Source organism: Streptomyces sp. NPDC058092 (assembly GCF_042884935.1).
Classification (GTDB): domain Bacteria; phylum Actinomycetota; class Actinomycetes; order Streptomycetales; family Streptomycetaceae; genus Streptomyces.
Genome location: NZ_JBHVSY010000014.1, coordinates 60,718 through 73,350 on the forward strand (window position 1 = coordinate 60,718; position 12,633 = coordinate 73,350).

General features: G+C 68.4%; 8 protein-coding genes and 5 pseudogenes. 7 read left to right on the plus strand and 6 right to left on the minus strand.

All coding sequences use genetic code 11. From position 1 onward, the window contains the following. Positions 1-118 precede the first annotated feature (118 nt). On the plus strand, positions 119-424 hold the full coding sequence (locus ACFVV1_RS23215; RefSeq protein ID WP_389992255.1) for a hypothetical protein: 306 nt from the start codon (positions 119-121) through the stop codon (positions 422-424). A gap of 71 nt (positions 425-495) precedes the next feature. After that, positions 496-1,152, plus strand: a complete 657-nt coding sequence (locus tag ACFVV1_RS23220) for a hypothetical protein (protein WP_389992258.1) — start codon at positions 496-498, stop codon at positions 1,150-1,152. A gap of 158 nt (positions 1,153-1,310) precedes the next feature. Here the strand turns inward: ACFVV1_RS23220 and ACFVV1_RS23225 are convergent. After that, positions 1,311-1,562: pseudogene (locus ACFVV1_RS23225) on the minus strand (hypothetical protein); the annotation flags it as partial. A 750-nt stretch (positions 1,563-2,312) separates the two neighbouring features. Between ACFVV1_RS23225 and ACFVV1_RS23230 the strand changes: the two are divergent. Beyond that, positions 2,313-3,338 carry a cytochrome P450 gene (locus tag ACFVV1_RS23230; protein WP_389992261.1) on the plus strand — a complete coding sequence of 342 codons (1,026 nt, stop codon included), beginning with the start codon at positions 2,313-2,315 and terminating at the stop codon, positions 3,336-3,338. A gap of 66 nt (positions 3,339-3,404) precedes the next feature. On the opposite strand, the pseudogene ACFVV1_RS23235 reads toward ACFVV1_RS23230, so the two are convergent. Beyond that, positions 3,405-3,776 (minus strand): annotated as a pseudogene (locus ACFVV1_RS23235) (hypothetical protein); the annotation flags it as partial. Between ACFVV1_RS23235 and ACFVV1_RS23240 the strand changes: the two are divergent. The 3 genes from ACFVV1_RS23240 to ACFVV1_RS23250 all read left to right on the plus strand — a co-directional run bounded on the left by ACFVV1_RS23240 (position 3,775) and on the right by ACFVV1_RS23250 (position 5,811). Next, positions 3,775-4,071: a transposase gene (locus ACFVV1_RS23240; protein WP_266991198.1), complete on the plus strand. Its 297-nt coding sequence runs from the start codon at positions 3,775-3,777 to the stop codon at positions 4,069-4,071. The pseudogene ACFVV1_RS23235 and the gene ACFVV1_RS23240 overlap by 2 nt on opposite strands. 29 nt (positions 4,072-4,100) lie before the next feature. Beyond that, on the plus strand, positions 4,101-5,000 hold the full coding sequence (locus ACFVV1_RS23245; RefSeq protein WP_389992264.1) for an IS3 family transposase: 900 nt from the start codon (positions 4,101-4,103) through the stop codon (positions 4,998-5,000). Between the two features lie 382 nt (positions 5,001-5,382). Then, positions 5,383-5,811, plus strand: coding sequence for a PH domain-containing protein (locus ACFVV1_RS23250; protein ID WP_389992539.1), 429 nt, complete (start codon positions 5,383-5,385; stop codon positions 5,809-5,811). A 78-nt stretch (positions 5,812-5,889) separates the two neighbouring features. Here the strand turns inward: ACFVV1_RS23250 and eccCb are convergent. The 4 genes and pseudogenes from eccCb to ACFVV1_RS23270 all read right to left on the minus strand — a co-directional run. Then, positions 5,890-9,137: pseudogene (gene eccCb, locus ACFVV1_RS23255) on the minus strand (type VII secretion protein EccCb); the annotation flags it as partial. Between the two features lie 218 nt (positions 9,138-9,355). Then, positions 9,356-10,397, minus strand: a pseudogene (locus ACFVV1_RS23260) (hypothetical protein). A 227-nt stretch (positions 10,398-10,624) separates the two neighbouring features. Then, entirely contained in the window at positions 10,625-11,665 is a 1,041-nt protein-coding gene (locus tag ACFVV1_RS23265; RefSeq protein WP_389992266.1) for a hypothetical protein, read from the minus strand. Positions 11,666-11,799: 134 nt separating this feature from the next. Continuing rightward, the gene (locus ACFVV1_RS23270) at positions 11,800-12,369 is read right to left on the minus strand and encodes a hypothetical protein (protein WP_389992268.1); all 570 of its coding nucleotides are present in this window, start codon (positions 12,367-12,369) and stop codon (positions 11,800-11,802) included. A gap of 1 nt (position 12,370) precedes the next feature. On the opposite strand from ACFVV1_RS23270, the pseudogene ACFVV1_RS23275 reads away from it, so the two are divergent. Then, positions 12,371-12,571, plus strand: a pseudogene (locus tag ACFVV1_RS23275) (IS110 family transposase); the annotation flags it as partial. Between the last annotated feature and the right edge of the window lie 62 nt (positions 12,572-12,633).

The following is a 12,633-nucleotide window of genomic DNA, read 5'->3' on the forward strand; positions in this document are numbered from 1 at the left end:
ACTCTCCGGGGCCCTCAAGCGCATCGCGGTCGTACTCTCCAAGACCTGAACCTGCTCTACTCCGGCCTCCGGCTGGATTCGCCCTCCAGCTCAACGCCAGCGAACCGGTCATCGCTCAATGCCCTTCGAAAACCTCACCCAGTTGTACGCCGGATGCCTGACCCTGGCGGAGCGCTGCGCCCTCGGCATCACCGCCAACCTCGACCACCTCCGGGCCACGGCGGAGACCGCCATCGGCATCGTTACCGCCCTCCACCCGCACATCGGCTACGCCCAGGCCGGCGCCGCTGCGCAGAAAGCGCTCGTCACCGGACGCACCGTTGCCGACATCGTCCTGGCCCAGGAACTCCTGATGCAGGCCGACCTCGACGGCATCCTCCGCCCGGAAGCCCTCGCACGATCCGGCAGCCGCAATTCCAGGTGACAGTGGGAAGCGATGGCGCAACCCTTCTACCCGTCGTCGGCGCCCCCACCAACGGCTGGCAGTGTTGGCACATGGCCGAAGACGAAGACCCCCGTCCCGATGGCTGGCAGGCACAGGCACGTCAGTCGTTCCTTACCGCCATGTGGAACATGGTTGTCGACGAGGATGCCTACACCGACGGCTCCCCGTCGTGGATCGGGTCCCGGTCAGGAGGCCACGAGCAGGGGCGCGTGCCTGGCAGCCCATCGGCGGCGGCGCTGCACCGGATCCTGGCGTGCGGCGTGAGTCCGGACGATCTGACCGATGTGGTGCGACAGATGCAGCATGACCTCATTTACAACGTCTGCCAGTTGATCGACGATCCGGGGCTACTGGGCATCGGACTGGACGAGGACTGGTCTGAGCAGACGGACGTCCGCTGGGAACTGGTGGCGGTCCGCACCGCACGGCCAGCAGTGCGTACACCGATCGATGGGCTGCACTCCTCACTCGACGAGCTCGACCCCAGCGGCCGCAGCGGCGAGCCACGCGGCCGACCCGTTCCCGCCCGGCTGCCGGGCCAGCCGCTCCACGCGCGGCTGGCCGTTGCCCACGCACGTGCGGGCGACCGTATCCAAGCGATCAGCACTTGGCGAAAGGCGACGGGCGCGTCGGTGATGGAAGCGAAGGCAGCCATCGACCAGCTTCTCGACCAGTTGCGGCAAGATCCGGGGAGCGTGCAGCAATGACTGAGGTTCCCCCGGCCCGCGGGAGATACTGATCAGCTGGTCAGGAGGGGTTGACGGGGTTTCAGGTTGTTTGTTCGGTCGTTGCCTGGTCGGCGTAGTGCCGTCCCACACAGCGCAACCAGGTCGTTCTCGCGGCCTCTTCACGTTCTCCAGCCGTGTCAGGCCGGCTGTCGCAGCCACGAGTCGAGAGCCGCGTAGTCGCTGCCAGTCAGGCCATGGCGGGGGTCGACACGATGGAGCAGGGCTTTCCCCTGATGATGGGCAGCGACCCAGGCCCGATCGGTGTCGGTGACCTCGTCGTCGACCCAGGCGAATGGGCGTCCCGCGCATCCGACAAGGGCGTGGGTCTTCCAGTGCAGTCCGTTCCGTTCGTCCTGGTCGTCGATGTCGGACGGCTCCGGCCAGACCACCGCTGCCGGCTGCGGCCGCTGTGCGGAGCGTCGGTGCCCCCGGTCTTGAGGTGACCGGCGTCGCCACACCTCGCGGCCGGGAGACGCGGCACTGACATCCAGCACCGGGCCGACGATGGCTGGCTGCGGGCTCAGCCCGCAAGCACGCGCCTCCATATCCACGCGTGCGACTGATGCTCTGAATGTGACATATATGGCATGAGTGGAAATATGGGATGCGAGAACTTCTTTGCTGAACCCTCTGCTGGGAGGGCTCAGACAGGCGAGAGGAGTACATCATGATCGCCAAGCTGCTCGGCAAGCTGTCCTTCACCCGCCACTACGGTGCGTACGGGGTACACGACTGGGGTGCGTAAGACGGCGACGACCGGGTCTGACCGCACTGCTGGCGGGAGCCCCCGGGCGCCCGTCGGCTCCTAGCCACGCTGCCGACGATTTCGGCCTGGACAGGATACGAGAGTCAGGGGCGATCCCATGGGCCGAATGAATGAGCCGCCGCGTTTGCCCGAAGGCAGCTTCGCGGCCTGGAGCCGCGACCGGCTGGCACTGGCGCGCCGTGGCGCTGCCGAGTGCGGGGACGTCTGGCAACTGGAGCCGGGTGTCTACGTAGCCGCTACGGCCGGGCCGTGTGAAGCAGTCCTGCACCGCGCGCAGGACTTCCCCAAGCCACCCTCGCCCCTCTTCCCGCCATTGAAGCGGTCGAGCGGAGCACCGACGCCCCAGGAGCGTGCGCACGCTCACGCCGCCCGCATGCGCGGACTACGCCCGCAGGCGGTTGCAGCCCGGATCGGTGAGATAGCGCCCAGGACCGCTCAATTTGCAGAACAGTGGCCCACGGGCCAGGACGTCGAGATTCTGCCCCCGGTCCGGCACGCCCTGGCAGAGATCGGCGTGCGCTACCTCTTCTCCGATGACGCTCCCACCCTGCTGCCCTTTGCCTCACAGCTCTTCCTGGCCCGGGAGGTGCTCGTACACCCCTCGCGCTGGGTATGGCCGCGCTGGGTCCCCACACCGGCACGGCGGTTCCGCACACGGCAGCAAGTCGCCTTCGTCGACGCTTTGCGGCCCATCGTCCGCCGACGCCGTTCATCGGGCCGGCTCGGTGACGACGTGCTGGGACAGATGCTCCGGCCCTCCTCCCGCTATGGCCTACTGCCGGAAGAGGCCATCCTCGACCCTCTCCCCGGAATCACCGTCGCCACCTTCGAGACACCTTCCCGGGCAGCCGGATGGATTCTGCTCCACCTGGCCCGGTACCCCCAGGCAGCGGGCCGCGTCGCGGCCGAAGCCGCCTTGCTGCCCGCGGACCCGGCCGCGACGACCAGCACCCACCTCGACAGCCTGCAATACACCCAGGCACTGGTACGCGAGGTGCTCCGACTGCACCCCCCGAGCTGGCTACTAACCCGGCGCGCCACGCGGCAGACTCAGCTCGCCGACTACACCATCGACGCCGGGTCCACGGTTCTTGTCTGCCCCTACACCGCCCACCGCGACGCACGGGAACACCCCGAGCCGGACCAGTTCCAGCCCGAGCGCTGGCTCGATGATTCGGGCTCGTCGGCGAAACCCGGGGTCTTCCTCTCCTTCGGTACCGGGCCGCATGGCTGCGAGGGAGCCGCTCTGGCCATGGCGATGCTGACGCTCCTGACTGCGCAGACCGCCCGCTGCTACCACTTGAGCGAGCCGCCCGGACCGGAACCCAGCTACCAGCTCGCCACCTTCGAAGGTCTCGCAACTGTCGGCTTGCGCCTGCGTGCCACCTTGCGCAGCTGAGGGCAGTCCCGCTTTCGGTGACAGGCCGCCTCCACGGCGAACTTGCCCGTCTCGACTGACGGTCTGGGCTCCGTGCTGGGCGTTGCGCCCGGTCACGATGACGGACATTCCGGCATCGGCCAGCCGCTTGGCGACCGTCCGGCCGATGCCGAACGTAGCACCGGTGACCGAGGCGGTAGTGGGATGCAGGTCCGGACAGCGACACCAGCACCCAGGGGCCATCCAAGCACCACAGCGGAAACGAATACGTCCATTGCCCTGAAGTCCTGGCCACCGTTTGATCCGCCTCTTCGGCAACAGCCAAGAAACACGTGCCAGACGCCCAACGGCTAACAGCGAGCATCGCCGTACACGAGCAAGGCACCCGTGTCCGGGGGACGCGGGTGACCATCCCCTCGTAGCGTAGAGGCCGTGACTGCAGGGGAAGTTGGGGGTCATGGCAGAGAAGCGACGGAAGTTCGACGCGGAGTTCCGTGAGGGGGCTGTGCGGATCGTCTCCGAGACCGGTCGGCCGATCGCGCAGGTCGCGAAGGACCTGGGGATCAACGAGACCACCCTGAGCACCTGGGTGTCGAGGGCGAAGAAGGCTGGCGGGGACGGGACGCTGAGCGTGCCCGAGCGCGAGGAACTGGCCCGGCTGCGCAGGCAGGACGCGGAGAAGAACAAGCGGATCAGGGAGCTCGAAATGGAGCGTGACGTCCTCAAACGCTGCATGGTCCTTTGGGTGAAGTAGCTGAGGGGGACACGGCGTTGCTCGTTGGGGTGATCAGCGACCAGAGGACCGAGTACGACATCCCGCGCACCGTCGCCTGCCGCGCTCTCGGGGTATCCGAGGCGTGGTTCTACAAGTGGCGCCGCCGACCGTCCGAGCCCACGAAGCGCGAGGCCAGGAGGAGGCAACTGGAGGAGAGGATCACGTATTTCTTCCGCGAGTCGGGCGATACCTACGGCTCCCCGCGGGTCACCCTGGACCTGTGGGCCGAGGGCTGGCAGGTCTCGGTGAACACGGTCGCCGAGATCATGGCCGACCTGGGACTGCAGGGCCGTAAGCCGCCCCGCAGGCGACGCTCGCTGACCCGTCAGGGCAAGCGAAGAGCCGCCCCTGACCTGGTGCATCGCCGATTCGACGCGGTCGCACCCGACGTGCTGTGGGGCGGCGACATGACCGAGATCGAGACCGGTGAGGGCAAGCTCTACCTCGCCACGGTCCTGGATCTGTTCTCACGTCGCCTGCTCGGCTACGCGATGGGATCGCACCACGACGCCGCGCTGGTCGGAGCGTCGCTGCAGATGGCGGCCGCTGTCCGCGGTGGTGATGTGGACGGCGTGAGCTTTCACAGCGATCGCGGAAGCGAGTACACGAGCGAGGCGTACAACAACCTGTGCGACAGGCTAGGCGTGGTGCAGTCCATGGGGCGCGTGGGATCAGCCCTGGACAACGCCGCCGCCGAGTCGTTCAACTCGCTGATCAAGGTCGAGTACATCCACCGCAACCAGTTCGCCACCCGCGCCGAAGCCCGGCTGAAGATCGCCACCTGGATCACGGACTTCTACAACCCGCGCCGCCGCCACAGCGGGGCCTCCGGCCTACCGCCAATCGATTTCGAACGCACCATCAGCGAAGCACGCGCCGAGCACCATCAGAAGGACCAAGCCGCGTAAGGAAGGCCTCTACGTTTCCAGGGGATTGACATGACGGACGTGATGACCCGGCCCGTCGGGCGACTGGAAACTCCGGGAGGTGCCGTGGCAGTTCACATGTTGACATTGCGCTGCCAGCCTGGACAGTTCATACGGGATGTCCCATCACGCTTCGCCGGCGAGGAGCTGTGCGTCATGCACTCGCCGCCCGAGACTCAACGAAGGAAACATCATGACCACACCCTCCAACACCACCGAAGGGCTTTGGCTCCCCGCTGAGCGGGCGCGCCGCGGCGGGTTCTACCTCGGTTTGATCCTCGCGGCGATGCTCTGCCTGGTGCTCTTCGAAGGACTCATTTTCTTTGTGGTCGGCGTGCTGATCATGGGTGAAGACATGGGGTTCATGGGCGAGGCGGGTGTCGCCGGTTATGTGGGACTACCGGTGTTGGGAGGAGTAGTGACCCTGCTGCCGCTGATCGCCCTGGTGTCGCGATATCCGGCCCTGCGCATCGATCCGGCGGGCATCAGCAAGGTGCAGCGTGGGGGCACGGAGACCGTGCGGTGGGCTGATATCAACCAGGTTCGGTTCAACAGCCGGCAGAGCCTGCTGTTGGTGCTGAAGGAAGGGGCTCTCCCGGAGAAGCCGATCGCCGTTGGCGGGCCGAGGGTGGTTGTTCTCTACTCGCTCGGAAACTCCCTCTGGCGCCGGCGGAGGCCGAATCACCCTGCCTTGATCGTTGACGCAGTCGAGCGTTTCGCCCCGGGAAAGTACACCGCCCTGCCCTGGAACGTGGGCGCGGGCGGCACGAAGGGCGCGGGCGCCTCGGCGTAGGGAGGGGCGCCTCGGCGTCGAGAGAGGGGGTCAGCCCGTGACCGGGCCGACCCCCTCCTCCGTTCCGCGGTGACCCGCTCAGCCCACGTCCGTCGGCAGCCAGCCCGTCTGGATCAGGGAAGGCGCGCTGCGGCGGGAGACGAACAGGCCCGCGGCCGGGAGGCAGCGGGCGGGCCTTTACATCGCCGAGGAGTTCGCCCTCACTGGGGTGACCGGACAGGACGACGCCCTGGGCGCCGAGCTCCTTGAAGCGCTGGACGAAGGGCTCGTACGAGGAGCGGCCGGCCCCCGCGCTGCTGCGAGCGATGATGAAGTTCACCCCCGCGTCGCGGGCGTACGGCAGATTGTCGACCAGCTGCGCCATGGGGTTGCCGGAGGACGTCGCGACCAGGTCGTAGTCGTCGACGATGATGAACGCCCGGGGCCCTCGCCACCAGCTGCGCGTGCGCAGTTGCTGCGGGGTCACATCCGTGCCGGGGATGCGGCTGCTGATGAGGGTGTTCATGTCGTTGAGGTACGTGTCGAACGCGTTCTGCGTCGTCGCGTATCCGACCAGGTACGGCTCGGGCACGCACTCCAGCAGGCTGCGCCGGTAGTCACCGACACAGATCAACGCCTCCTGCGGGGTGTACCGCTCGGTGATCTGCTTGATGAGCAGCCGCAACAGGGCGGTCTTCCCGGACTCCGACACACCGAAGACCGCGAACAGCGGATCGGTGTCGAAGTCGACCAGGACCGGGGCGAGGTTCATCTCGTCGATGCCGATCGCGAGACCGCCGCGCGCTTGTTCGGGGCCGCTCGGCAGCTCACGCGCGGACAGCATCCTGGGCAGCATGCGGACCTGCGGGGCGTGCGGTCCGGGCCAGTTGTCGGCCGAGGCCCGGACGAAGGCGGCGGTGGCCTCGGACAGACTGTCGGCACCCGCGGAATCGTCGATGCGCGGCAGCCCGCCCATGAAGTGGAGCTTCTCCGCCGTCAGGCCGCGGCCCGGTGTGCCGACGGGGACGTTCACCGCTACCTTGCGGTCCAGTTCGGAGTTGGTCGGGTCGCCCAGGCGCAGCTCCAGCCGGTTGAGCAACTGGTCCTTGAGCGCCGCCCGCATCTCCATGTACCGGGCGACGGTGGCGATCACGTGCACGCCCAGTCCGAGACCTCGTGCGGCGATGTCCGCGACGACCGGCTCCAGGAACTCGTAGTCCGTCTTGAAGGACTGCCAGCCGTCGATGACCAGGAAGACGTCGCCCCACGGCTCGCCCGGCAGCCGGCCGGCGGCGCGGAGCTGGCGGTACGTGGTGATCGAGTCGATGTTGTTGTCCCGGAAGAACTTCTCGCGCCGATTGAGGATCCCGGAGACCTCGGCGACCGTGCGGCGGATCTTCTCCGGGTCGAGCCGGGAAGCCACCCCGCCGACGTGGGGCAGGCCCTCGACGGCGATCATGCCGCCGCCACCGAAGTCCATTCCGTAGAACTGCACTTCGTGCGGCGTGTGCGTGAGGGCGAAGGAGCCGATGGGGGCACGCAGGAGGGTGGACTTGCCGGAGCGGGGGGCCGCCGACGATCAGCATGTGGCCGGCGGCGCCGGAGAAGTCCCGCACCAGGGAGTCGCGCCGCTGCTCGAAGGGCTTGTCCACCAGACCGAAGGGAACGACCAGAGCACCGTTCTGCGCGTACTGCGGGGAGTGGAGTCCGCGCTCGGGCGTCACCGCCAGCGGGGGCAGCATCTGATCGAGGGAAGGTGCTTCGGTGAGCGGCGGCAGCCACACCTGATGGGCGAGAGGCCCCTGACCCTCCAAGCGGCGTGCGATGACATCGAGAACGGTGTCCGCCAGCGCATCGTCAGTTCTCTGTCCGGGCGCGAAGGAGACGCCCGGATCGGGCTCGGGGTAGTGGACCGCCACCGGAGTCGCGGTGAACAGCCCGGGGCGGCGGTCGATAGGGAGTTCCCCGCCGCCGGTGACCGGGGCGACTCCCGGCCGGTAGGTACCCGACACGTAGGCGGCCTTGAAGCGGGTCATCCCCTCCGTGCCGAACTTCAGGAACCCGGAACCGGGGACCGAGGGCAGGTGGTACGCGTCGGGCACACCCAGGGCAGTACGGGACTCGGCGGCGGAGAACGTACGCAGGCCGATCCGGTAGGACAGGTAGGTGTCCAGGCCGCGCAGGCGGCCCTCCTCCAGGCGCTGCGAGGCCAGCAGCAGGTGCACGCCCAGGGACCGCCCGATGCGGCCGATCTGGATGAACATGTCGATGAAGTCGGGCTTCGCGGTGAGGAGCTCGCTGAACTCGTCGATCACCAGGACCAGGGACGCCAGGGACTCCAGCGGGGCGCCCGCGGCGCGCGCCTTCTCGTAGTCGGTGAGGTTCGCGTAATTGCCCGACGCCCGAAGGAGCTCCTGACGGCGCTGCAGCTCACCCGTGATGGAGTCCCGCATACGGTCGACCAGGGTGAGGTCGTCCGACAGGTTGGTGATGACCGCGGCGACATGCGGAAGCTCCGACATCCCGGCGAACTTCGCGCCACCCTTGAAGTCGGCCAGGACGAAGTTGAGCGTCTCGGAGGAGTGGGTGACCGCCAGGCCCAGCACCAGGGTGCGCAGCAGCTCGGACTTACCGGAACCGGTCGCTCCCACACACAGCCCGTGCGGGCCCATACCCTCCTGCGCGGCCTCCTTGAGGTCGAGCATGACGGGCGAGCCGTCCTCGCCGATGCCGATCGGTACACGCAGCCGGTCGGCCGTCGAACGTGGTCGCCAGACGGTGGCGGTGTCGACCGCGGCCGGATCGCCGATTCCCAGTAGATCCGTGAAATCCAGGTTGGCGAGCAGAGGTTCGTCGTCCTCCGCGCCGCTTCCCATCCGCAACGGGGCGAGCTGACGGCCCAGGGCCTCCGCGGTTTCGACCGGCAGGAAGTCGGGCGTGCCGTGATAGGTGGCCGCGGCCGACTCCAGCCGTAGCCAGCCCGGCCGTACGGCGATGTGCAGTCCGCCGCGGGGTTCGTCCAGCTCTTCCGGGACGATCTCCACGACGGTCACGCCCTGGAGCCCCTCCGGAGAGGCGAGCAGCGACTCCGCCGGCACGAAACTTCCGTCCAGCACGATGACGACGTGCGGCTGGTCGAGGAGCGGGGATCCCTCGCGGTTGAACCTCGACCGGCCCGCCAGGGTGTTTTCGAGAAGTGCCTCGACTTCCATCAGGTTGTCACCGAACAGCCGTTTCGTGCCGGCCCCGTCGGAAGACCCTGGAACCTGGGTGTGCGGAAGCCACTTCGTCCAGTCCCACTGGTCCGTGACATCCCGGGACGCCACGACCGCGACCATGAGGTCGTCGAGTACATCCACCGCAACCAGTTCGCCACCCGCGCCGAAGCCCGGCTGAAGATCGCCACCTGGATCACGGACTTCTACAACCCGCGCCGCCGCCACAGCGGGGCCGCCGGCCTACCGCCAATCGATTTCGAACGCACCATCAGCGAAGCACGCGCCGAGCACCATCAGAAGGACCAAGCCGCGTAAGGAAGGCCTCTACGTTTCCAGGGGATTGACACTCACTGGATCAGCTCGATGTGCGGATGGTCCGGGGAGGCAGGGCAGACGTGGAGCCGGAGGTTGTAGCCGCTGGCGACCACGATCCTGGTGAAGTTCGCCGGAGGCTGGCCAGGAAGCATCGGCGTGGGATTCGCCTGCTCCTCTTCGGGGATCCAGCCCTCGCCGCCGGAGCCCCATTCGGTGGTGGCGATCGTCAGCAGCGGGACCGCCTCGGTGCCGCACTCGGAGCAGATCCGGGGCATGGGATCGGTGAGGCCCCAACGGGTCCAGCCGCCGACCTTCCAGCCGGGAGCGATGGACAGATGGCCCCCATAGAACTCGTCCGGGGCGACCTCGTAGGAGCTGTCCAGCGCTGATCCGGCCGCCTGCCACCTGCTCCAGTCGCCCAGTTGCTCCTGCAGTTCCTTGCTCAGTTCCATGGCGTTGGGGTACTCGGTGACCTGCTCCGGTGTGAGCAGGCACGGCTCCGGCAGATAGCCGGGGAACTGGATCGCAGGTGGCTCGGGAGGCGCGTCGAGGATGTCGGTCACGGTCGCTGCGGAGCGCCAGAAAAGTGCGGTTGCGGGGTTCGCCGGGTGGTCGAAGGGACACCAGAGGACCTGGAGCAGATCGGCTTCGGACCGACCCGGCGGGCGCAGCAGGGGGATGTCGCGTACGTACAGCTGGGCCACGGGCAGCATGGCGATCGGGCCTTCGGGCCACGGGCGGCCGACTTCGATCCGCTCCACGATGGCCCGCTCCTCAGGCGTGTACCGGGACAGTGGGTGATCTTCGTATGGCCGGCTCGCCGCTGCTGCCCGGATGCGCCGCTGCCGGCGCACGTCTCCCGGCGAGAGGATCTCGTTCACCCGGTCCCACTCGTGCGGTCCTTCGCAGTGCGGCCACGGCTCGTCGGCGGGCCAGAGGAGCGGCCCGCCGGCTGTCGTGCGGCGTGGGCGACCCGGGGCGGGGATGCAGCCGGGTCGCCGTGCGCGCCAGCGGGGCCAGTTGAGGGAGGAGCGCGGTGACGTCGAGCGGCCGCGGCGGGGTGGTGGGACTCATGTCGGCTCCCGATGGCACGAACTGGCTGTGATCAGTTACCGAGGTTGAGCAACCTGGTGCTCTTCGGCAGTCAGGCCGAGACCGCCGAGCGGACGCTCGCCGGTGAGGAACCGACGGTCCGGGTGGACCGTACTGCCGGTTCGAGGAGCGAAAGCGTCTGCTGCTGCCGTGCGTCAAGGCGGCGCGGATACCGACCGGCATCGGCAGGTCCGGTCCTGCGCGACCGGTCACTGGACCAGTTCGATGTGGGGATGGTCCGGGGAGTCGGGGCAGACGTGGAGTTGTAGGTTGTAGCCGCCGACGATGTCGATCAAGGTGAAGTTGCCGTCCTTGGCGCCCAGGGGAGGCGGGGCCGGGTTCGTCGGTTCCTCCTCGGCGATCCAGGTCTCGCTGCCGCCGTCCCATTCCCAGGAGGCGATGGTGAGGAGCGGGACCTGCTCGGTGCCGCACTCGGGGCAGGGGCGGGGCTTGGGGTCGGTGAGGCTCCAGCGGGTCCAGCCGCCCGTCTTCCAGCCGGGGGCGGTGGAGAGGTTGTTCAGGTAGAGCTCGCCCGGGTCGTCCGCGTACGTGTTGTACCGCGCGGGGTCGATCGCCTCCCAGCGGCTCATGTCGTCCAGCTGGTCCTGAAGCTCCTTGTCCAGGTCCAAGGGGTTGGGGTACTCGGTGACCTGCTCCGGTGAGAACAGGCATGGCTCCGGGAGGTAGCAGTCCCGCTGGACGATGGGCGGCTCGGGCGGTGCGTCGAGGACGTCGGTGACGGCGGCGGAGGAGCGCCAGAAGAGGGCTGTCCGGGGGTGGGCGGTCTCCTTGTGGTCGAAGGGGCACCAGAGGACCTGGAGGAGGTCCGCGTCGGGCGGGCACGGGAAGGGGACGTCGCGGGCGTAGAGCTGGGCGACGGGGAGGAGGGGGATCGGGCCGTCGAACCACGGGCGGTCCGCGAGCCGCTCCCAGGTCGCCCGTTCCTCGGGAGTCCACTGGGGTGCCTCGGGGTCGAGGCGCCGCCGCTCGGCCGCTACGGCGCGGTCGTGGCGGAGGAGCCGGACGTCGTCCGGTGAGTGGACCACCGGGGCCGCGCGGCTGTCGTGCGGCTCGTCGCAGTACGGCCACGGCTCGTCGGCGGGCCACAGGAGCGGCCCGCCGACGGAGCTGTCGTGCACGGTCGGCGACCCGGGCCGCGGGTGCAGCCGGGTCGTCGTGCGCGCCAGCGGGGCCAGCTGAGGGAAGAGCGCGGTGATGTCGAACGGCCGCGGTGGGGTGGTGAAACTCATGCCGGCTCCCGTTGGCGCGAACTGAGTGGGATCAGTTACCGAGGTTGTACAGCCCAGTGTTTGCATAGGTGTTGGTGACGTAGAGTTGGGGAACAGTTCCTCGGTCGTCCCGTTAGCCCGTTCGATGTTAGCGCTCATCGTGACGCCCACCGGGATGGTGCTGGTCGCGTCCTTGTAGACGGGTTCATGCCGCTGGTGAGGAAGTCGCCGACGGCCGTGGAGCTGGAACTCTCCAGGGCGAGCTGGGCGGCCTCGGCGATCTTCGGTGCGGCGACCGTCGCCACATGAAGGGTGGTCTCGCGGTCGTCCTGGGCTTGGGCGAGGGCCCGGTCGAGGTCGATCCAGGCGAAGATGTCGTCGTCGGAGCCCGCCAGGGCGTGCTGGGCGGCCTGCCGGGTCCAGGCGCCTCGGGCGTCGATCAGGCCGATCGCGGCCTTGCGCCCCAGGGTCGCGGCGAGCGCCAGATCGCCCGAGTACAGGGCCTGTTCGGCCCTGGTGGTGAGGTCCTTGGTCTCCTGGGTGGTGCGGTCCGCCAGGAGCCGCTTGTCGCGGACGTCGGACAGCTCGGTCGCCTCGATGGAGGCGAGCAGCTGCGCCCCCTCGATCGCCTGCTGCTTGTCAGGCTCCAGGGTGTGGGCCTCGGCGGCGCGGGCGTTCTTCTCCACCTCGATGGCGTCGGTGACGGCCTTGGTGGCGACGGTCAACGGCGGCGACCGCCAGGCCAACGCCGCCCTGCACCGCATCGTGTTCACCCGGCTGCGCTTCGATCCCCGCGCCCAGGCGTATTACGAACGCCGCACTCAGGAGGGCAAGACCCGCCGTGAGATCATCCGATGCCTCAAGCGATATGCCGCCCGAGAGGTCTTCAACCTGGTCAGGACGGTATCCATCGACCCCCAATCATAGGGGCGTCCGTGACAGATGAGAGGGTCTGACGGGTGAGCGAGACACCACCGAACACCCTGCAA